Source organism: Caulobacter sp. HJHS_5, from assembly GCF_056683955.1.
Map to the genome: position 1 here is coordinate 119,349 of NZ_JBWZNC010000004.1, position 19,733 is coordinate 139,081.

The 19,733-nt window shown below is 69.7% G+C and carries 17 protein-coding genes and 1 tRNA gene; 10 read left to right on the plus strand and 8 right to left on the minus strand.

Annotated features, from left to right (window positions below):
• Positions 1-64: 64 nt before the first annotated feature.
• The 5 genes from ACFLIT_RS08880 to ACFLIT_RS08900 are packed head-to-tail and all read left to right on the plus strand — an operon-like array spanning position 65 to position 7,584.
• Positions 65-1,027 (plus strand): NAD-dependent epimerase/dehydratase family protein, encoded by a 963-nt coding sequence (locus ACFLIT_RS08880; protein ID WP_479910863.1) that lies wholly within the window; start codon positions 65-67, stop codon positions 1,025-1,027.
• A gap of 17 nt (positions 1,028-1,044) precedes the next feature.
• Complete coding sequence (locus tag ACFLIT_RS08885; RefSeq protein WP_479910864.1) at positions 1,045-2,070, plus strand: glycosyltransferase family 2 protein; 1,026 nt, start codon at positions 1,045-1,047, stop codon at positions 2,068-2,070.
• Between the two features lie 5 nt (positions 2,071-2,075).
• Positions 2,076-3,278 carry a glycosyltransferase family 2 protein gene (locus tag ACFLIT_RS08890; protein WP_479911156.1) on the plus strand — a complete coding sequence of 401 codons (1,203 nt, stop codon included), beginning with the start codon at positions 2,076-2,078 and terminating at the stop codon, positions 3,276-3,278.
• On the plus strand, positions 3,275-5,752 hold the full coding sequence (locus tag ACFLIT_RS08895; protein WP_479910865.1) for a glycosyltransferase: 2,478 nt from the start codon (positions 3,275-3,277) through the stop codon (positions 5,750-5,752). Before ACFLIT_RS08890 ends, ACFLIT_RS08895 begins: the two co-directional genes overlap by 4 nt.
• The gene (locus ACFLIT_RS08900; protein ID WP_479910866.1) at positions 5,749-7,584 is read left to right on the plus strand and encodes an ABC transporter ATP-binding protein; all 1,836 of its coding nucleotides are present in this window, start codon (positions 5,749-5,751) and stop codon (positions 7,582-7,584) included. Before ACFLIT_RS08895 ends, ACFLIT_RS08900 begins: the two co-directional genes overlap by 4 nt.
• A gap of 63 nt (positions 7,585-7,647) precedes the next feature.
• On the opposite strand, the gene ACFLIT_RS08905 is transcribed toward ACFLIT_RS08900, so the two are convergent.
• The 5 genes from ACFLIT_RS08905 to hemC form a co-directional block, all read right to left on the minus strand.
• A tRNA-Thr gene (locus tag ACFLIT_RS08905) sits at positions 7,648-7,723 on the minus strand.
• Between the two features lie 45 nt (positions 7,724-7,768).
• Positions 7,769-9,358: a heme biosynthesis HemY N-terminal domain-containing protein gene (locus ACFLIT_RS08910; RefSeq protein ID WP_479910867.1), complete on the minus strand. Its 1,590-nt coding sequence runs from the start codon at positions 9,356-9,358 to the stop codon at positions 7,769-7,771.
• Positions 9,355-10,221 carry a COG4223 family protein gene (locus ACFLIT_RS08915; protein WP_479910868.1) on the minus strand — a complete coding sequence of 289 codons (867 nt, stop codon included), beginning with the start codon at positions 10,219-10,221 and terminating at the stop codon, positions 9,355-9,357. The genes ACFLIT_RS08910 and ACFLIT_RS08915 overlap by 4 nt, the downstream gene beginning before the upstream one ends.
• Before the next feature lie 7 nt (positions 10,222-10,228).
• Positions 10,229-10,930, minus strand: coding sequence for a uroporphyrinogen-III synthase (locus ACFLIT_RS08920; protein ID WP_479910869.1), 702 nt, complete (start codon positions 10,928-10,930; stop codon positions 10,229-10,231).
• Entirely contained in the window at positions 10,930-11,886 is a 957-nt protein-coding gene (hemC, locus tag ACFLIT_RS08925; RefSeq protein ID WP_479910870.1) for a hydroxymethylbilane synthase, read from the minus strand. Before hemC ends, ACFLIT_RS08920 begins: the two co-directional genes overlap by 1 nt.
• Positions 11,887-11,954: 68 nt before the next feature.
• Between hemC and tsaD the strand changes: the two genes are divergently transcribed.
• The 4 genes from tsaD (at position 11,955) to ACFLIT_RS08945 (ending at position 14,918) form a co-directional block, all read left to right on the plus strand.
• Positions 11,955-13,043: a tRNA (adenosine(37)-N6)-threonylcarbamoyltransferase complex transferase subunit TsaD gene (gene tsaD / locus ACFLIT_RS08930; RefSeq protein ID WP_479910871.1), complete on the plus strand. Its 1,089-nt coding sequence runs from the start codon at positions 11,955-11,957 to the stop codon at positions 13,041-13,043.
• Positions 13,040-14,041 carry an NAD(P)H-dependent glycerol-3-phosphate dehydrogenase gene (locus ACFLIT_RS08935; protein WP_479910872.1) on the plus strand — a complete coding sequence of 334 codons (1,002 nt, stop codon included), beginning with the start codon at positions 13,040-13,042 and terminating at the stop codon, positions 14,039-14,041. Before tsaD ends, ACFLIT_RS08935 begins: the two co-directional genes overlap by 4 nt.
• 224 nt (positions 14,042-14,265) lie before the next feature.
• Positions 14,266-14,553 (plus strand): YciI family protein, encoded by a 288-nt coding sequence (locus ACFLIT_RS08940; protein ID WP_479910873.1) that lies wholly within the window; start codon positions 14,266-14,268, stop codon positions 14,551-14,553.
• Positions 14,550-14,918, plus strand: coding sequence for a Rieske (2Fe-2S) protein (locus ACFLIT_RS08945; RefSeq protein ID WP_479910874.1), 369 nt, complete (start codon positions 14,550-14,552; stop codon positions 14,916-14,918). The genes ACFLIT_RS08940 and ACFLIT_RS08945 overlap by 4 nt, the downstream gene beginning before the upstream one ends.
• A 147-nt stretch (positions 14,919-15,065) precedes the next feature.
• On the opposite strand, the gene ACFLIT_RS08950 is transcribed toward ACFLIT_RS08945, so the two are convergent.
• Complete coding sequence (locus tag ACFLIT_RS08950) at positions 15,066-15,518, minus strand: hypothetical protein (RefSeq protein ID WP_479910875.1); 453 nt, start codon at positions 15,516-15,518, stop codon at positions 15,066-15,068.
• Between the two features lie 198 nt (positions 15,519-15,716).
• Here ACFLIT_RS08950 and map point away from each other — a divergent pair, with 198 nt between their 5' ends.
• Complete coding sequence (map, locus tag ACFLIT_RS08955) at positions 15,717-16,463, plus strand: type I methionyl aminopeptidase (RefSeq protein ID WP_479910876.1); 747 nt, start codon at positions 15,717-15,719, stop codon at positions 16,461-16,463.
• A 3-nt stretch (positions 16,464-16,466) separates the two neighbouring features.
• Here map and ACFLIT_RS08960 read toward each other — a convergent pair whose 3' ends face one another.
• Positions 16,467-18,200: an ATP-binding protein gene (locus tag ACFLIT_RS08960; RefSeq protein ID WP_479910877.1), complete on the minus strand. Its 1,734-nt coding sequence runs from the start codon at positions 18,198-18,200 to the stop codon at positions 16,467-16,469.
• A complete protein-coding gene (locus tag ACFLIT_RS08965) occupies positions 18,193-19,695 on the minus strand; it encodes an ATPase domain-containing protein (RefSeq protein WP_479910878.1) in 1,503 nt (500 codons plus the stop codon). Before ACFLIT_RS08965 ends, ACFLIT_RS08960 begins: the two co-directional genes overlap by 8 nt.
• Positions 19,696-19,733: the final 38 nt, after the last annotated feature.

A 19,733-nucleotide genomic window follows, 5' to 3' on the forward strand; every position in this document is an offset into this window, starting at 1 on the left:
TGCAAACACAATTCTCTCCAAGCGGCACTGTGCCGATTTGGTACTGCGCATGTGGGGCGTGGACATGAAAAACATACTGGTTGCGGGCGGCGCGGGTTTCATCGGATCGCACCTCGTCGATCGGCTGCTGCGGCGCGAAGACATCGCGAAGATTCTCGTCGTCGACAATCTCTGGACGGGGCGCACGGACAACCTGGCGCATATCGCCGATCCGCGCCTAGAATTCCTGAAGGCCGACGTAGAACATGTCGAGTTCGACCAGAGCTTCGACGAGATTTACCACATGGCCTCTCCCGCGTCTCCGCCGTGGTATATGAACGAACCCTTGCGGACGATCTCAGCCAACGTCCTCGGCGCCATGAATATGCTCAAGGCCCTCGCGCCTGGGGGCCTGATTTGCTATACATCTACCTCTGAAGTCTATGGCGACCCATTGGTGTCGCCCCAGCCGGAGAGCTATCGCGGGTCCGTCGACTGCACGGGTCCACGCTCGGCTTATGATGAAGGCAAGCGCTGTGTCGAGGCGATGCTTTTTCAGGCGCTGCGCGTCCATAAGGTGCGGGTGAAGGTCGTTCGCCTGTTCAACGTATTCGGCCCGCGCACCCGGCCGGACGATGGCCGAGCCGTCTCCAATTTCATCACCCAGGCGCTGCGCGGCGAACCCATCACCATTTTCGGGGACGGCCTGCAGTCGCGAAGCTGGGGCTACATCGACGACATCGTCGATGCGCTCGAAAGGTTCTTCTGGCTGGACGGTTCGGACTACCCCGGCCCGCTGAACATCGGCAACGACCGCGAGATTCCCGTCATCGACGTGGCCCGATACATCATCGCCAAGCACTTCCCGGAAGCGACGCTCAGCTACGAGCCGCCGGTCGTTCAGGATCCGACCAATCGCCGGCCCGACCTTACCCTCTGCAATGAGCAGATCCCGGGTTGGGCGTGCGCCGTGAGCTACGAGGAAGGCGTCGATCGGACCATCGAGTGGTTTCGCGTCGAACTCGGCCTAGCCACGCGAGCCGCCTGAGCAGGAAAGCCGCTCGGATGCCCGCTACGCGCCATCTGGTGATCCACCCCAAGGTCGCCGACCTCCGGGAGCGTCCGCTCGTCTCCGTGGTCATCCCGGCCTACAATGGGGAAGCGACCCTGGATGAGACGCTCCTCAGCGTCAGGGCCCAGACCTATGCGCGCCTGGAAATCCTTGTCGTCGACGATGGCTCGCGCGACGGCACGGCCACGATCGTCGAGGCGCACATGGCGGTCGACCCCCGGGTCCGGCTTCGATCGCAGGCCAACGCCGGCGTGGCGGCCGCGCGCAACACCGGGTTGGCGGAAGCTAAAGGCGACTATGTGGCGTTCGTCGACGCCGACGACGTCTGGCGGTCGGACAAGATCGACCTTCAGCTGGCGGCCTTCGAAGAGGCGGGGGACGAAGTCGGGCTGGTCTATTGCTGGTACGCGCTGATCGACGACGAGACCAATGTCATCCATGCGCTCCCGCGGCCGGACGTCGGCGAAGATCTGCTGAGCGCGCTGGCCCGTCGCAACATCGTGGGTAACGGAAGCTCGGCCATGGTGCGGCGAAGCCTGGCGGCTTCGATAGGGTTCGACACGAGCCTTCGCGCGGCGAACGCCGAGGGATGCGAGGACTGGAAGTTCTATTTCGCCGTGGCCGAGCGCGCCAGTTTCGCCCTGGCGCCGGATTTCCTGGTCGGTTACCGGCAATCGCCGGGCAATATGTCGAGCGACATGCCGCAGATGCTGCGTTCACGGGACATCTGCATGGCGGAAATTCAGGCGAGGCACCCTCAATTGGCGCCGATACTGCGGGGATCGAGATCGCGATTGATGCGATTCATGCTCTATCGAGCCGTGCGCCAGGAACAGTGGCGCAGTTTCCTGACTGTTTTTCTTGAACTCTGCCGCCACGATAGCCTCAGCGCGATCGACACCCTCTGCCGCCTGGGTCTGCGCTTCGTGCGGGTTCGGGTTGGAAGTCTGTTCGGTCGCCGATCCTCCGGCGAGAAGCGCCAGAGGTTTTTGCTCCGGCCTGCCGAGGTCCAAAGTTGACCGGCGTGCGCGACATGCCACAGACCGGTGAAATTGCGCCGGTGCGCCCGACGCCATCCCTGCACGCCCCTTCGCCTTCCTCAGCGGGCCGGCCGGAAGGTCGCGGCGTTCGGCATGTGGACCTCGACGGTCCCGACCTTGCGGAAATCCGGCCGTCGGAAAAGACCCTATGCGTGTTCTGGCGCGGGGATCGACCCGTCGGCCAGAAGATCGTGGAGCGACCGTTCCTTCCCGCCGCGGACTTGAATGCGGGGCCCGATTCCCCCGCGCTCACGGGCGCGGCGAGCTCCCTCAGCCTGGTGATCTGCACGCGGGACCGGCCCGAAACCCTCGCGCGTTGCCTGGCGTCGCTGCCCCGGCAATCGCGGACGCCCGATGAGGTTATCGTCGTCGACAACGCGCCGACCACCGACGCGACCCGCCAGGTGTGCCTCGCGGCCGGCGTGATCTACGTGCGCGAGCCTCGTCCCGGTCTCGACATCGCTCGCAACGCCGGCGCCCGACACGCGACGGGCGAAATACTGGCCTACACCGACGACGATGTGGTGCTTCATCCGCGCTGGCTCGAGCGGGTGGTGCAGGCGTTCGACTCGCCCTCGATAGCCGCCGTCACCGGCCTTGTACTGCCCGCGGAGCTCGACACCGCCGCCCAGTGGCACTTCGAAAGCTTCTGGAGTTTCGGCCAAGGGTTCCAGCGCCGCGACTTCCAGCCGAGCTTCCTGGAAGAGGAGCCGGGCGATCCGGCGCCCGTGTGGCGTATCGGCGCCGGCGCGAACATGGCGTTCCGCCGCGCCGTCTTCGACGCCGTCGGGTTCTTCGACGAGCGATTGGACGTCGGCGCGGCCGGATGTTCCGGCGACTCCGAAATGTGGCATCGAATCCTCGTCCACGGCGGCGTCTGCAGATATGAGCCCTCCGCCGTCGTCTTCCACTATCATCGTCGGGAGATGGAAGCGCTGAGGCGGCAGTTATTCGCCTACATGCGAGGCCACGTCGCCGCCTTGTTGGTGCAACGTGAGGGCGCGAAGTCTTCGCGCGAGCTGCGACGCCTCCTCCATACCCTGCCGCTGCACTATAAGGCGGTGCTGAAGCGACGCTTTAAGGGACGGGCGCGGCCGGAAGACTGCTTCGCCCTCACGGAGATTCGCGGGGCGATTTCGGGCGCAGTCTTTTACCTGACTAGACCGCGCTCCAGGCTCGTCCGATGAGCGGCGTAACCTTCGTCATCCCGGCGTACAACGCAGCCGGAACCCTGGCCGCAGCTCTCGACAGCCTGCTGGCCCAGGGGCGCGGCGACTGGCGGGCGATCGTGATCGACGATGGATCGACCGACGCAACCGCCGCCTTGATCGCCGCTTACCAGCGACGCGACTCGCGCATTACCGGCTTCTCGACGGCCAACCAGGGCGTCTGCAAGGCTCGAAACGCCGGCCTGGCCCGCGTCGAAACCCCTTGGGTGGTTTTCCTCGACGCCGACGATCAGGTCGCGCCTCGCTATGTGGAGGCCATGTTGGCGCCGGCCGAAAGCGCCAGGGGGTGGGACGCGGTCTATTGCGGGTACCGCCGGCTCACACCGGACGGCGTCGTCGCGGCCGAGAGTTTCGATCCCCGCCTGGCGGAGCTCGGTTTCGCCCTGCTTGGCCGGGAATGCACCGTGGCGCTGCACTGCATGCTTGTGAGGCGGGACCGCCTGTTGGCCGCCGGCGGCTTCGATGCGGCCCTGGCGACCTGCGAAGATTGGGACCTGTGGCAGAGGCTGGCGCGGGAAGGGCTGCGCGCCAAGGCCGTGCCGGAACACCTGGCCGACTACCGGCTGTCGCCCGGGTCGCTGTCCTGCGATTTCGAGGCCATGCTGCGAGACGGGCTCACGGTCCTACGCCGCGGGTACGGCCCTGATCCGCGCGTGAAGACGCCGGCGCCCGCGTGGGCCGACGGTCTGAACGCCGGAGACCTCGACGCACGCGCGACGTCCTTTGCGGCCTGGTGCGCCGCCGCCCGTGTCGGCGCCGGCCAGGACGGCGCGCCGCTGGTCGCTCGGCTCGGCAGGATATACGACGGCGGTCAGACCATCGCCCTGGCCCGGACCCTCCTGGCCGGCCTCGCCGTCGGGGCGCGGCGGCCGCTCGCCGAGGCTCCTGGACTGCTCGTCCAGGCCTGGCCATCGCTGCAACCGCTGCTGCGGATATTGACCGGCGAGCGGCCCGTCGGGGCCGATCGCGAACTGGCCGATGCGCTGGAGCGCGAGGCGATCCTGGCCGCCCCCGAGGATTTCGCCGGAGCGCTGCTCCACACCGCCGCCTTGCCCCTGAGACCGGCCGGGCTGGCGGCGTTTGTTCCGCCCCCGAGCGTCGACCGCCTCATGTTCGCCGTACTCCGCCCCGGCGCGCCCGCCGTGCGCGGCGAAATTCCGATCTCCGGCCCGCTGACCGCCCGCGACCTGGCCGAGGTCTGTCGGCAGGCGATCGGCGATCGGGAATTCTTCGAAGCCTCGGCCGCGATCTGGTCAGGGCGATTCTGGGTCGCGGCGGCGAAGCCGGCGTTCGCCGCGATCAGGAGCAAGGGACGACGTAAGCACGCGCTGAAACTTGCGCTGCACGAGGCCGCGCTGCGCCGCTGGGGCGCGGGCGACGACCGGGGCCTTATCGACAAGGTGACGCTGGTCCCGCCCCCCGGGGAAACCGTCGCCGAGGCGCCCGGCTTGGAGCCCGAGGCCGCCGCGACCGACGAAAGCGTCGCCGTGGTCATACCGGCCTACAATGCGGCGCGAACCATCGACGCCACGCTCGTCAGCGTCCGGAATCAGACGCACAGACAACTGGAAATCCTGGTCGTGGACGACGGATCGACCGACGGCACGGCCGAGCGCGTGAGCGCCCACGCCGAGCAGGACCCGCGCGTGCGCCTCTTGCGGCAATCGAACGGGGGCGTCGCGGCCGCGCGGAATCTGGGGATTTCAAGCTGTCACAGCGAACTGGTCGCGCCGGTCGACGCCGACGATCTCTGGGCGCCCGACAAGATTGAACGTCAGCTCGAAGCGCTGCGTCGAGGCGGCCCCTCGGCCGCGCTTGCCTATACTTGGTATGCGGTGATCGACGAGGATGGGCGGACGATCGAGACGAACCACACGCCGCGCGACGAGGGCGATGTCCTGGCCCGGCTCTGTCGGGGAAACCTGATCGGCAACGGAAGCGCCGCCTTGATGCGAAAGTCCGCGGTCCTGGAAGCCGGCGGGTATAGTAGCGATCTGCGCGCTCAACACGCCCAAGGCTGCGAAGATCTGCTTCTCTATTTCCGCATCGCCGAGCGGCACGACTTCAGCCTCGTGCCGGACTTTCTCACGGGTTATCGGCGCATGCCCGAGGCCATGTCCGCCGACGTCACTCAGATGCTGCGATCCTATCGACTGGTCGGCGCCGAGATGCGCCGCAAATACCCGCGATACGCCCTGGAGGTTCATCGCGGCGAAGTCGACCTATCGGCATGGCTGTTCTGGAAGGCGGTGCGTAACCGCAGGTTCGGCCCGGCCGTGGAGCTTCTGGTCGAGATCGCCCGGCTGGACCTCCGTTACGCGGCTCGCACGGTCGTGAATGTTTGCCGCAAATCGGGCCTCCAGCTGTTGCGGAGGGGCCGTCACGAGCCGAAGCCCCTGTTCGCCATCGGCCCCACGGAAGCCTCGACATGATCCGGCCTTCGTCGAAAGCTCTGAAGTTCAGCTTCCTGCGGTCCGACGGCCTGGCCTTGGCGAGGCTGCTGGACGTTCGCGTCTGGCCGCTGGCGGCCATTATCGGGCTGGGCGTCCTGTCATCGATCGCCGAGAGCCTCGGCGTGAGCTTCGTGATCCTGTTCCTCTACGCCGCCATGGGCCAGGTCGATCAGATTCATGCGTTCGGCGGAGCTTTCGGGCGATTCCTTCAGCAACTTCTCGCCATCCTGCCAAGCCCCGCCCTGGTCGCTCCGCTGGTGTTGGTGATGATCGCGGCCAAGGTCGCCTTCTCGACCTGCTACAGCCTGCTGTCCGTCAGGGTGCAGAGCCTGCTGGGAGAGGCGGTGCGCAATCGTCTGCATCGTCAGTATCTGTTCGTGGACTACGGGTTCGTCCGCAAGCAGGACCAGGGCGGCATGCTGAGCCTCCTGGCCGAGGAATCCTGGGCCGTCTCGACGGCCTACGGCGTGGTGGCCAGGCTTCTCGTCTCCCTGGCCTATATCGCCGTGACCGCGATCGTCCTGCTGTCGATTTCCTGGCCCTTGACCGTGGCCGCGATCTCGCTGGGCGCCGCCCTGTTCATTGGCGTCAACCTGATGGCGAAGCCAGCCCGCCGCCTCGGCCTGGCCGCGGCCGAGATCAACCAGACGATGGCCGCCAAGGTCCTGCATGTGTTGCAGGGCATGCGGACGATCCGCGCCTTCGCGCAGGAGGCCGCCCATCAACAGCGCTTCGAAACCGCTTCCTCGGACTCAAGCAGGGTCAACTTGCGGACGCACGCGATGTTCGCCCTCATCACCCCGGTCTCGGAGCTTGGCTATGTGATCGTTCTGATCTCCATCGCCCTGCTGGCGCGCGAACTGCACACCCCTTTCGCGGCCACCCTGGCCGTGGTCGCCCTGCTCTACCGACTGCAGGGGCCGATCAAGGAACTCCAGAACGGCCTGCTTTCGTTGGCTCAACTCGAGGCGGCGCTCTCCCGCGTCGCCAAGCTTCTCCAGCAGCCGTTCAAGAACTACGCCCCCGATGGCGCGACGCCCTTTGAGCGGCTGGAGCGCGGCGTCACCTTCGAGAACGTGAGCTTCGCCTATAGCGAGGACGGTGACCGGGTTCTGAAATCGGTCTCCTTCGAGATTCCGGCGGGCAAGCGCACGGCGATCGTCGGGGCCAGCGGCGCCGGCAAGACCACCATCGTCAATCTTCTCCTTCGCCTGGACGAACCCGGAGAGGGGCGAATCCTCGTCGACGGCCGCCCCTTGAACACCCTGCGGCGGGAGGACTGGCTTCATCGCCTGGCCCTGGCCGGCCAGGATGTCGAACTGATGGAAAGCACGGTGAGGGAAAACATCGCCGTCGCCCATGCCGAAGCCGACACCGCCGAGATCATGGCCGCCGCGGACATGGCCGGCCTGTCCCCGCTCATCAACGCGCTTCCCATGGGTCTCGACCATTGGATCGGAACCCACGGCGCCAACTTCTCGGGGGGACAGAGGCAACGGCTCGGGCTGGCGCGGGCGATTCTGCGGCGCCCCCAGATTCTCATTCTCGACGAGGCGACGAGCGCGCTCGACGCCTTGATGGAGGACAAAATCCGCCACGGGCTGCTCGATACCCGCAAGGACCAGACGACGATCTCGATCACCCACCGGCTCACAGCCATCGTGGATTTCGACCACCTGATCGTCCTGGAGGACGGCGTCGTCATCGAGTCGGGCTCACCGAAGACCCTGCTGGCGCGCCCCGATGGACGCTTCCGCGCAATGCTAGAGCCCTTCGGCGCCAGCGCTTCCCTCGACGTCATGAAGGCGTAAGAGAAGGCGACGGCGGCGACATGGCGTGCAACCCGCAAGCCTAAATCGTCGACTTCATGGGAATGGTGCCGCTTACAGGACTCGAACCTGTGACCCCCTCATTACGAATGAGGTGCTCTACCAGCTGAGCTAAAGCGGCGTCGGCCCTAGGGGCGACCGGCGGTGGCCCGCCGTCTGGAGGCGGCTATTTAGCGGGGCGGGGACCGCTTGCCAAGCGGCGTGGACGTCGCGCCCGTCGCGGCTGGGCTTCGGGCATGGCGGCGGCCTCGTCCTCGCCGTTCTCGTCGTCGAATCCGCCGGCCCCGGGATCGTCCGGCACGGGGGCCAGGAGCTCATGGCCCGAGGTGACGCCGCGCACGAACGGGGTCGATTCCTCGTACGACAGCGGAATCTGCGGCAGGTCGCTGATCGTCCGTTCGCGGCGCTCGAAGCGCGGGTGAATCAGCTCGCCCGTCTCGGCGTAGCTCGCGGCCAGCCGCGCCCAGTCCTGGCGGGTGTAGGCGAAGGCGTGGCCCTCGGGGTCGAGGTCGGACCAGTCCGGCTCCTGCGGCGCGGCGACTCCCCGCGCCATCCAGGCCCGGGCCTCGTCGCGGTCGCCGGCGGTATAGGCCACGCGGGCCATCAACCCGCAGAGGCGGGCGGTCGGCTCGACCAGCTCGGCGTCCAGCGCGTGGGCGGCCAGGCGCGCGCCGGCCCCGTCATTAGCGACCAGGGCTTGTTCGACCCGCAGCAGGCGGCTCTCGCGCGCTTCCGGGTTCAGGGCGGCGAGGCCGGCCAGGCGCACGGCGCGCAGGCGCGGCGTCTCGTCGGGGCGCAGATCGCGGAAGGCCAGCCACAGCGCCGGGTGCGGCGCGGCCTTCCAGGCGCTCTCGATCAGATGGGCGGCCCGGCTCAGCTTGCCGTCGGCGGCCAGCAGCCGGGCGGCCATCACCACGCCGGGCGCGAAGTCCGGCCGCAGCTTGGCGGCCTGCTGGGCGAAGTCGAGGGCCTGGGCGCGCTTGCGCTCATCGACCGGCGGGCCTTCGTCCCCCTCGCGCCGCGCCGGCGACGGCTGTTCGAGTTCGGCCGCGGAGGCGGCCAGCAGGGCGGCGCGCGCCCGCTCGGCGACCAGCGGCGAGACGATCTTCCGCTCCAGGGCGCCCTGCACCAGGGTGATGGCGGCCGCCCAGTCGCCGGCCGCGATGCGGGCGTCGAACAGGGCGCGCCAGGCCCAGCGGGCGGTCTTGGCCAGGCCATAGGCGGTCTCGGCATGACGCAGGGCGATCTCCGGCTCGCCCTCGGCCTGGGCGGTCAGCATCAGGCCGCGCAGCCCCGCCAGCCGCATTTCGGGAAAGCCGAGCATGGCGTTGTAGGCGGCGCGCGCCGCCGCGAGATCCCCCGCCGCCTCGGCGGCCTGGGCGGCCAGCACCCGCGCCAAGGCCGGAGATTCATCGGAGAGTTCGGCGGCCTTCTGCGCGAGGCGCCGCGCCTCGGAGCCGTCGCCCGCCGCCACGGCGAGGAAGCCGCGCGACAGGGCCTCGCCGGCCTGACGCCGGCGCTGCTCGGCCCGCGCTCGCTGCGCCCGCCGCGGCGCCTCGACCACCCAGATCACCAGCCGCCAGATCAGCGCCGCGACCAGGGCGGCGAACAGGCTGAGCAACATGGCGGCGCTGGCCGTCATGTCCACGCGCCAGCCCAGCCACACCAGGTTGGCCCGGCCCGGGTCACCGGTGAAGGCCAGGGCCGCCGCCGCCAGGGCGACGATGAGGAGGACGACGAGGATGGCGCGGATCATGGGCGCGCCTGCAGATCGGCGAGCGCCTGGGCGCGAATGGCCGCCACCGCCCGGTCGATCTCGGCGCGGCGCGCGGCGCGGGCGCGCCAGGCGCCCATGGCCTCCCGAGCGCGCGGCGGCAGGGCGTCGAGCGTCGCCAGGGCGGCGTCGATGTCGCCGTCGGCGACCAGTTGCTCGGCGCGGGCTAGCACCGCGTCGGGGGTATTGCCCGAGGTGAGGCTCACGCGGCGGACAGAGATCACCGATCCCATGGCGTAGGCGACCTGGTCGAAGAAGCCGCCGCCGTCGGCGGGCGCGCGGGCGGCCGTGGCGGCGCGGGCGGCGGCGGCCTGGAAGTCGTCCGACAGCGCTTCACGACTCGGGGCGCCGGTCTCGGCGAGGCGGCGCAGCAGGCGGGTCTCCGGCGAAGGCGGCAGCAAACGTTCGACGGCCGCCATCTCCTCGACGAACGGACGCGAGGCGCGCGAGGCCTCGACCAGGGCGCTGGCGGCCAGGGCGGCCTGGGCGGCGGCGGCCGTGCGGCCCTGGGCGGTCTCGAGCGCGCCCACCCGCTCCTGCAGGGCCGCGACGTCGGCGGAGGTGGCGGCGGCGGCGACCGGCGCGGGCTCGGCGACGCTCGGTTGAGCGGCCGGGGCGACCAGGGCCGGCGCGGCGGCGAGCGGCGCGGCGGCCGGCGGCGCGACGGACGGAAACACCTTCGGCGCGAACCAGGCGATGAAGCCGCCGCCGACGGCGCAGATCAGGCCGACCACCACCATCAGGGCGACCGCGCCGCCGGTGATCGAGCCGCGACGGCCATACGCCGCCGGATCGCGAGGCGTCACGGTCGGGTCGGGCGTGGACGACGGGTCGGCGGACGTCATGCGACTCTTATATCGGCGTGTTCTGAACCAGCAGATTAAGCAGCGCCGCTTCATTGGGAAGCGGCGCCGAGGTCACACTCTGAAAATCCAGATGTTTCAGGGGCTCGGCGGCGGCGGGCGAGATGGTCATCGCCCGCATGTGGGGCGCCGCGCGGGCCGCCATCAGGCGTTCGAGCGCGCGCCCGGCGCGGGGCGAATGGATCAGCACGGCGGCCAGCCGTTCCCAGGCCGTCAGGGCCGCGGTCGGCTCGGTGTCGACGGAGCGATAGAGCACCAGCCGGCGCGCCTTGAGGCCGGCGCCCTCCAGGGCGCTGACCAGGTCGCCGGCCGGCTCGGCCGTGCCGGGATTCAGCACCACGCCATCGGGCCGACGGCGAACGATCAGGGCGGCCAGGGCTTCGACGTCGCCGGCCGCCGACTCGATCCGCGTGAAGCCGACAGCGCGGGCCTCCTCGGCCGTGCGATCACCGACCGCGTAGACCGGCAGTTCGCGCACGCTGCTGGCGGCGGCGAAGGCGCGCACGCCATTGGCGCTGCTGAACGCCAGGGCGGAGACGCCGGACAGCTCGACCAGGCTGGGCAAGGGCTCGATGGTCAGCAGAGGCGACACCAGGGGCCGATAGCCCAAGGCTTCGACGCGTTTGGCGGTGGCGCTGGCGCCCGGCTCGGCCCGGGTGATCCAGACGAGCGGCCCCCCCTGGCCGGCCATCAGTAGACCAGGGCCTCGCCGCCCTCTTCGCGCACGGCCCGGCCGAGCGAAAGGCCGAGGGCGCGGGCGGCCTCTTCGGCCGAGGCGCCGGAGGCGGCGGGAAGCTCGACGTCGCCCTCGCGGCGGAAGCGCTTCGATCCGTCCGGCGTCAGGGCCTCGAGAGTCAGGGTCAGGCGCAGGCCCTCGAGGCGGGCGTAGGCGCCAACGGCGGTGCGGCAGGAGCCCTCCAGGGCGAACAGCGCCCCGCGCTCGGCGGCGACGCGGAGAGTCGTCGGCTCATGCCGCAGGGCGCGCACCCACGGCGCGTCGATGTCGCCGACGCGGGTCTGCACGGCCAGGGCGCCCTGGCCCGGGGCCGGCGGATTGGCGACCGGATCGACGAAGCCGCGCGGCAGGGCTCCCAGCCCCAGACGATTGAGGCCGGAGGCTGCGAGAAGAATGGCGTCGGCCTCGCCGCGCGCCAGCTTGGCCAGGCGGGTATCGACATTGCCCCGGAGCATGACGATCTCCAGATCCGGCCGCAGGGCCAGGGTCTGGGCCTGGCGCCGCAGGCTGGCGGTGCCCAACTTCGCGCCGATCGGCAGGTCGCTCAGGCTGGTGAAGCGTTCGCTTAACAAGGCGTCGCGGGCGTCTTCCCGTTCGGGGATGGCGGCCAGCGCCAGCCCGTCCGGCATCTCGGCCGGCACGTCCTTCAGCGAGTGGACGGCGCAGTCGACGCGGCCCTCCAGCAGCGCCTCCTCGATCTCCTTGGTGAACAGCGCCTTGCCGCCGATCTCCATCAGGCGACGGTCCTGGACCCGGTCGCCGGTGGTGGTGATGGGCACGATGACGGCCACGCTTTCCATGTCGGCTTCGGCCACGCCGAAGGACGCGGCGATGCGCACCTGCAGGGTGCGGGTCTGGGCCAGCGACAGCTTGGAGGCGCGGGCGCCGATGCGGATGGGTTGCGACGACACGGGAGGGGAGCTACCTCGGAAACAATGCCCCTGCTGCTACAGGACAGGGCGCTGCGATTAAAGAGCGTATGACCTCCACCCTCACCATCCTCGGTCTCGAAACCAGCTGCGACGACACCGCCGCGGCGGTTGTCCGCCTGCAGGACGGCCGGGCCGAGGTGCTGTCGTCGGTGGTGCGCGGCCAGGCCGAGGCGCACGCTCCGTTCGGCGGCGTCGCCCCCGAGGTGGCCGCCCGCGCCCACGTCGAGGTGATCGACGCCGTCGCGCGTCAGGCCATGGACAAGGCGGGCGTCGCCTTCGGCGATCTCTCGGGCGTCGCCGCCACCGCCGGCCCCGGCCTGATCGGAGGGGTGATGGTCGGGCTGGCCTTCGGCAAGGCGGTGGCCCTGGCCCGCGACCTGCCGCTGGTGGCGGTGAACCATCTCGAAGGCCACGCCGTCTCGGCCCGCCTGGAGTCGGACATTCCCTACCCCTTCCTGCTGTTGCTGGTCAGCGGCGGGCATTGCCAGCTGCTGGAGGTCGCCGGGGTCGGGGCCTGCACCCGCCTCGGCTCGACCATCGACGATGCGGCCGGCGAGGCCTTCGACAAGATCGCCCGCGCCCTGGGCCTGCCCTACCCCGGCGGCCCGCCCCTGGAGCGGCTTGCCGCCGAGGGCGATCCGACCGCCTTCGACCTGCCGCGCAGCCTGCTCGGCCGCGACGACTGCGACTTCTCCTTCAGCGGCCTGAAGACCGCCGCCGCCCGCCTCGCCGCCGCCCAGACAACCGACCAACAGCGCGCCGATCTCGCCGCCGCCGTCCAGGCCGCCGTCGCCCGCCAGCTGGCCGAGCGCACCGACCGCGCCATGGCGGCCTACGCTCGCCGCCATGAGGGTCGCGACCTGCGCTTCGTGGTCGCCGGGGGTGTCGCCGCCAACAAGACCATTCGCGCCGCCCTGCAGGGCGCAGCCGACAGGCGCGGCTTCTCCTTCGCCGCCCCGTCGCTGGCCTTCTGCACCGACAATGCGGCGATGATCGCCCTGGCGGGCGCCGAACGCCTGGCGATGGGCGTTTCCGATCCACTGGACGTCTCGGCCCGGCCGCGCTGGCCGCTCGATGCCGCCGCCGCCGCCGCGGCCCCGATGCACAAGGCCGGCCGCAAGGGAGCGAAAGCATGAGCTATCAGCGCGCAGGCGTGATCGGCGGCGGCGCCTGGGGCACCGCCCTGGCCCAGGTCTGCGTCCGCGCCGGCCTCGATACGATTCTGCAAGCGCGCGAGCCGGAGGTGGTGGCCGGGGTCAACGCCGACCACGTCAACGTCCCCTTCCTGCCCGGGGTCGCCCTCGACCCGGACCTGCGCGCCACCGCTGATTTCGCCGACCTCGCCAAGGTCGACCTCGTGCTCGCCGTCGCGCCGGCCCAGCATCTGCGCGCGGCGCTGGCCGCCTTCGCCCCGCATGCGCGGGACGGCCTGCCGATCCTGCTGTGCGCCAAGGGCATCGAGCAGGGCTCGCTGAAGATGATGACCGAGGTCGCCGCCGAGGTCGTTCCCCACGCGCGCCTCGCCGTGCTGTCGGGCCCCAGCTTCGCCGGCGAGGTGGCGCGCGGCCTGCCGACCGCCGTGACCCTGGCCTGCCCCGACGCCGAGCTCGGCCGCGCGCTCGCCGAGGCCATCGCCACCCCGACCTTCCGGCCCTATCTCGCGGAGGACATGATCGGCGCCGAGATCGGCGGGGCGATCAAGAACGTGCTGGCCATCGCCTGCGGCATCGCCGAAGGCCGCGGCCTGGGCCGCAGCGCCCACGCCGCCCTGATCACCCGCGGCTTCTCGGAGCTCACCCGCATCGCCGTGGCCCTCGGCGGGCAGGCCGAAACTGTCGCCGGCCTCTGCGGCCTGGGCGATCTGGTGCTCACCTGCTCCAGCCCGCAGTCGCGCAACATGAGCGTCGGCTTGGCGCTGGGCGGCGGCCAGACGCTGGAACAGGCCCTGGCCGGCAAGCTGTCGGTCGCCGAGGGCGTCGCTTCCGCCCCGGCCGTGCGCGCCCTGATCGACAGGCTTGGCGTCGACGCCCCGATCTGTCAGGCCGTCGCCGCCATACTGGCCGGCGAAGTCGAGGTCGACGCCGCCGTCCTCGGGCTCCTCGCCCGGCCGCTGAAGGCGGAGCGGGACAATTAACTCCCTTCCCCCTCGAAGGGGGAAGGGTTGGGGATGGGGGTGTAGCCACGGAGGCGCGTGGATGGCTCAAAGGGCGCCCGCGCCTCTTGGGGCCTCATCCGATACGCCCTGCCGACACCCTCACCCCTGCCCCTCTCCCTTCGAGGGAGAGGGTTCTTGGACTTCGGCTACACCAACGTTAAGTGTCCGCGCGCTCAGAAACCCGAGACTTCAAGGACTCTCCCATGGCCCTCTTCGTCATCCTCGCCCAGGACAAGCCCGGCGGCCTCGACCTGCGCACCTCGACCCGCCCGGAACACCTCGCCTACCTCGAAAGCCTCGGCGGAAACCTCAAGGTCGCGGGTCCGTTCCTCGACGCCGAGGGCAAGCCCATCGGCACGCTGGCCATCGTTGAGGCCGACGATCTGGCCGGCGCCCAGGCGATCGTCTCGGCCGATCCCTACACCAAGGCCGGTCTGTTCTCGTCCGCCGAGATCAAGCCCTGGCGCGTGGGCGCCGGCTCGGTCGGTTGATCGACGCGGGGGCCGATAACCCGGCCCGCCCGGGGCCGGGGACCATCCTCTGCCCCCTGGACGAGCTCGCCGACTTCGGCGCGCGGGGCTTCCGCTTCCGCGTCGAGCGCAGCCTGTTCGCCGGCTTCGTGATCCGGCGCGGCGAGGCGGTGACCGGCTATGTCGACAGCTGTCCGCACAACGGCTTTCCGCTATCGGTGCTGCCCGACCGCTATCTGACCCGCGAGCGCGACTTCATCCTCTGCTCGGTGCACGGCGCCCTGTTCAGCCTCGACGACGGCGTCTGCGCCGCCGGCCCCTGCTATGGCGACAGGCTGCAGCCGTGGCCGGTCGAGGTGGTGAACGGGGTGGTGGTCACGGCCTGAATTCCTCCCCCCTTCCCTGTTCGTCACAGCCGGCCTTGCGCCGGCTGCCCATGAACACCGACTTTGCGGGCGCGCATGCGCCTCTTCGGACTCACCACGCATGGGTCGCCGGGACGAGCCCGGCGATGACGGATATCTGGGTGGCGCTTAGCCCGCCACCGCCGCGACATCGACGCCGCAGTTGAAGCCCGAGACGCCCGGCGGCAGGACGCCGACCTCGAAGTTCTCGAAGCGCTTGCTGCCCTTGGCGGGGATTTCGCCCTCCAGGGTCTTGGCCAGCCGGGCGAGGCGCTGGTAGTTCGCGGCGTGGATCAGGCAGTGGATTTCGGGATCCTTCACCGCGAAGTCGGCGCTGTTGATCACCACGCCGGAGAGGATCAAGCCCTCGCCCTTGGCGCTCTTCACGCCGCGCTCGATCTCCACCTTCAGCACGGTGTGCGGCCGGGTGCGCTGCTCCGCCTCGGCCTGGGCCGCCACCTCCGCCGCCGTCGGCGGCTTGGGCGGGGGAGGCGGCGGCGGCCGGTTCAGCGATGCGGCCAACACCCCGACGACGATCAGCGCCGCGGCCCCCGCTCCGACGATCACGGCCAGCCTGTTCACGCTCCAGCCCCTTCGGTCATCGTCGCCTCCCCGCGCCCTGCGCGCCCGCAGGCCAAGCTAGCCGCAATCAGCCGCCACGGCGATCAGGCTGGATCGACCGGAGTTCGCCCGCCGCCGGACCTTCCGCAACGGTGACGGTGGCGGTCGTTGCCTTGCGGCCGCTCACCCGACATCATGGGCGGCGAAAGGATCCAGCCCATGACCATCGAGAGCGAGGACCAGCTCGACAAGCTGCGCACCGTCGGCGCCCTGGTGGCCCGCACCCTCACCGCCATGGGCAAGGCCCTGGAGCCAGGGATCACTACCCGGGAGCTGGACGACATCGGCCGCGCCCTGCTGGAGAAGGAGGGCGCCCGCTCGGCCCCGGAGCTGACCTACAACTTCCCCGGCGCAACCTGCATCTCGGTGGGCCCCGACTGCGCCCACGGCATTCCCGGCGATACGGTGGTCAAGGCCGGCGACCTGATCAACATCGACGTCTCGGCCGAACTCGACGGCTATTTCGGCGACACCGGGGCCAGCTTCGCCGTGCCCCCGACCAGCCGCCGCATCGAGCGGCTGTGCCGCGACGGCCGCCGCGCCATGTGGGCGGGCATCCGGGCCGTGAAGCCCGAGGGGCGCCTCAACGAAATCGGCCGCTCCATCGAGGCCTTCGCCGACAAGAATGGCTACAGCCTGGTCCGCAACCTCGCCAGCCACGGCGTCGGCCGCTCGCTGCACGACGATCCGGGCGACATCGCCACCTGGTACGAGCCGCGCGACCGACGCACCATCCCCGAGGGTCTGGTCTTCACCATCGAGCCCTTCCTGTCGCTCGGCGCGGACTGGGTGGAGGAGCGCGACGACGGCTGGACGCTGTATCCGCCGGAGCGCCAGCCGACCGTGCAGTACGAACACACCCTGGTCGCCACCCGCAACGGCCCGGTGATCCTGACCCTGGGCTGACCTCTAAGCCGTCTCCGCCGGCGTCTGCAGCATCTCGCCGATCTTGCCGGCCAGGGTTTCGAGGGCGAACGGCTTGGTGATCATCTGCATGTTCGCCCCCAGGAAGCCGGATCGGATCGCCGCGTTCTCGGCATAGCCGGTGACGAACAGGATCGGCAGGTCCGGCCGGTGACCGCGCGCGACCTCCGCCAGTTCGCGCCCGCTCATCCCCGGCAGGCCGACATCGGAAATCATCAGATCCAGCGGCTGGTCCGAGGCCAGGATGGGCGCCGCCGCCAGCGCCTCGCCAGCGACCACGGCCTCGTAGCCCAGCTCGTCCAGCACCTCCTGGATCAGCATTCGCACGGCTGGATCGTCCTCGACGACCAGCACCCGCTGCCCCGCGCCGCGGGGCGCCGGGGCGTCGGCGTCGATCGTCGCCTCGACCGCGCTGTCCTCGGCCGCGGGCAGATAGATCTTCACCGAGGTCCCCTGCCCCGGATGGCTGTGGATGCGCACCGCGCCGCCGTTCTGGCGCGCGAAGCCGTAGACCATCGACAGGCCCAGACCCGTGCCCTGGCCCAGCGGCTTGGTGGTGAAGAAGGGGTCGAACGCCTTCTCCAGCACGGCGGCGTCCATGCCCACGCCGGTGTCCGACACCGCCACGACCACATATCGCCCCGGCGACAGCTCCGCCCGCGTGTCGGCGTAGGCCTGGTCCACCTCGGCGAACCGCGTCTCGATGGTCAGCCGGCCGCCGTTCGGCATGGCGTCACGCGCATTGATGACGAGGTTGAGGAGGGCGCTTTCAAGCTGGTTCTCGTCCGCCACGCCGAATGGCAGGTCGTCGGCGAGCGCCATCTCGACGGTGATCTGCTCGCCGATCGTGCGTTCGATCAGATCGTCGAGCGACAGGATGAGGCTGTTGATGTCGGTCGGCCGGGAGTCGAGCGACTGGCGGCGGGAAAACGCCAGCAGCCTCTGCGTCAGGGCCGCCGCCCGCTGGGCCGAGGCGGACGCCGCCTCCATGTAGCGGTCGAGATTCTCCAGGCGGCCGGAGGCGATCCGGCGCTTGATCAGGTCCAGCGAGCCGATCACCCCGGTCAGCATATTGTTGAAATCGTGGGCGATGCCGCCGGTTAGTTGGCCCACCGCCTCCATCTTCTGGCTCTGGCGCAGGGCGGCTTCAGCCTGGGCGCGATTGGCCGCTTCCTCCTGCAGTTCGCGTGTCCGCTCGGCGACCTTCTGTTCCAGGGCGTCGGCGGCGCGCCTGAGCTCGGCCTCACTCTGCAGCAGGGCCTGGCGACTGTCCGCGAGTTCCTTCAGCCGCTCGCGCATCTCGAACTGCTTCTGGCGTCCCCGCATGGCCGAGGCCACGGCGCTGAGCAGCGACGCCGAGCCCAGCGGGCGTTCAAGGATCACTAGGTTGGCGACGAAATCGGCGAGCTTCAGCCGGGGCGCGTGGGCCGGAGTCGCCCGCCCCGTCTGCTGCGCGGCCAGCAACACGAAAGGCAGGTTCGACCACGGAGGCTCGGCCTCGATCCAGGCGCGCACGGCGCCCAGCGGCGAAAGCAGGCACTCTTCGGTCAGCAACACCGCCCCGACATGCTCGTCGAGACACGCCGCCACGGCGTTGAGATCGTCGCAGACCTGGGCGTCATAGCCCTCACGGCCCAACAGCTCGCGCATATTGGCCGCATCGCGCCCGAACGGCGCGCAGATCAGAATCCGCTGACCCTCGTGCGCCGCACTATCCACCGGTTCCGCGATCTTCCATCAAGGGGTCCCGCTTGCCGATATACTCTGGGGTGCCGGTCAGCACGCCCTTAAAGTCGGTGAGGGGTTCGCCGACACGAATGCCTTGGGCGTCAATGCGCAACTCGCGGATTGTATCCTCGTGCGGTCCGCCGCGGTTCTTGATGATCGAGATCGCCTTTCGGATGCGCCCGGCCGCCTCGAAAAAGCGAATGAGGATCACGGTGTCAGCAACGTAGGAGATATTCAACCCGGCTGTCGCCATGGTGCCGAGTAAGCCGCTCTGCGGATTGATGAGCAGTGTCACGACACCCTGCTGGTTCAGGTAGGAAAGCAACTCGTGCATCTGCAGCACGATCTGCTTTTCCTCCGGCATCGCCGCCATGTAGCCGGCGAGGCTGTCGAACACGACGATGCGAACGTCGCGGTCTTCCAACTCCCGCTGGAGGTTCCAAGCGAACTCCCCAGGCGAAGTCTCGGCCGGATCGGATTGCACGATCTTCAGGCGACCGGCTTCAAGGTGTTTGCGCAGGTCCAGGCCCATGGCCTCCGCCCGCACCAGTAAGGTGCCGATGCGCTCGTCGAACTGGTAAACCACGCAGGCCTCGCCGCGCTCACAGGCGGCATAGAGATACTGCAGCGCGAGAGTGGTCTTGCCAGAGCCGGCCGGGCCCGTGATCAGGGTGCTGGTGCCGCGCAGGGGCCCGCCAGCCAGTAATTCATCGAGTTCAGTCACGCCGCTGGGCGTGTTATCGCCAATGAAGGGCGCGTGGTGATCGGATGCGATCAGGCGCGGGAAGACATCGAGCCCGCCCTTGCGGAGATTGAGGTCGTGGTAGCCGGCGGTGAAGTCGACGCCACGCATTTTCTGCACCTGCAACCGCCGTCGCGCGGCGCCGAATTCAAGAGTCACCCGCTCCAGGGTGATCACGCCGTGGCACAGACTGTGGAGGTGGCCGTCCCGCTCCCCGCCGTTGCCGGTCAGGTCGTCGACGAGGATGACGGTGATCTTTCGGCCGGCGAAGAACTGCTTCAGCGCCAGCACCTGCCGACGATAGCGCAGCGCATCCTGCGCCAGAAGGCGCATCTCAGAGAGGCTGTCGAACACCACCCGTGTCGGCTGCACCCGCTCCACCTCGGCCTGGATCAGCCGGATGGTCCCGCCGAGTTCCATCTCCCAAGGGTGCAGGATCGATTGCTCACGCCCCTCGCCCAGCACCTCCTCGGCCGAGGACAGCTCGAAGAGATCGACGCCGTCGAGGTCCCAGTCGTGGGAGGCGGCGACGGCGCCCAGCTCCTCGCCGGTCTCCGAAAGGGTGATGTAGAGCCCTCGCTCGCCATGCGCCTTGCCCTCCAGCAGAAACTGCATCGACAGGGTCGTCTTGCCGCTGCCGGGCGCGCCTTCGACCAGGTACAACCGGTTCGGCGGCAACCCGCCGCCCAGAATGCGATCCAGGCCCACGTTGCCCGTGGAAATGCGTCGGTCCGTCGTCGCCATGCGTCCTCTGCGGTGACTATCCTCTCCAGCTTGAGCGT

Bases quoted from the DNA above. Each gene is read 5' to 3' on its own strand.
- ACFLIT_RS08880 (WP_479910863.1), top strand. From the start codon at position 65: ATGAAAAACATACTGGTTGCGGGCGGCGCGGGTTTCATCGGATCGCAC.
- ACFLIT_RS08885 (WP_479910864.1), top strand. From the start codon at position 1,045: ATGCCCGCTACGCGCCATCTGGTGATCCACCCCAAGGTCGCCGACCTC.
- ACFLIT_RS08895 (WP_479910865.1), top strand. From the start codon at position 3,275: ATGAGCGGCGTAACCTTCGTCATCCCGGCGTACAACGCAGCCGGAACC.
- ACFLIT_RS08900 (WP_479910866.1), top strand. From the start codon at position 5,749: ATGATCCGGCCTTCGTCGAAAGCTCTGAAGTTCAGCTTCCTGCGGTCC.
- ACFLIT_RS08910 (WP_479910867.1), bottom strand. From the start codon at position 9,358: ATGATCCGCGCCATCCTCGTCGTCCTCCTCATCGTCGCCCTGGCGGCG.
- ACFLIT_RS08915 (WP_479910868.1), bottom strand. From the start codon at position 10,221: ATGACGTCCGCCGACCCGTCGTCCACGCCCGACCCGACCGTGACGCCT.
- ACFLIT_RS08920 (WP_479910869.1), bottom strand. From the start codon at position 10,930: ATGGCCGGCCAGGGGGGGCCGCTCGTCTGGATCACCCGGGCCGAGCCG.
- tsaD (WP_479910871.1), top strand. From the start codon at position 11,955: ATGACCTCCACCCTCACCATCCTCGGTCTCGAAACCAGCTGCGACGAC.
- ACFLIT_RS08935 (WP_479910872.1), top strand. From the start codon at position 13,040: ATGAGCTATCAGCGCGCAGGCGTGATCGGCGGCGGCGCCTGGGGCACC.
- ACFLIT_RS08940 (WP_479910873.1), top strand. From the start codon at position 14,266: ATGGCCCTCTTCGTCATCCTCGCCCAGGACAAGCCCGGCGGCCTCGAC.
- map (WP_479910876.1), top strand. From the start codon at position 15,717: ATGACCATCGAGAGCGAGGACCAGCTCGACAAGCTGCGCACCGTCGGC.
- ACFLIT_RS08965 (WP_479910878.1), bottom strand. From the start codon at position 19,695: ATGGCGACGACGGACCGACGCATTTCCACGGGCAACGTGGGCCTGGAT.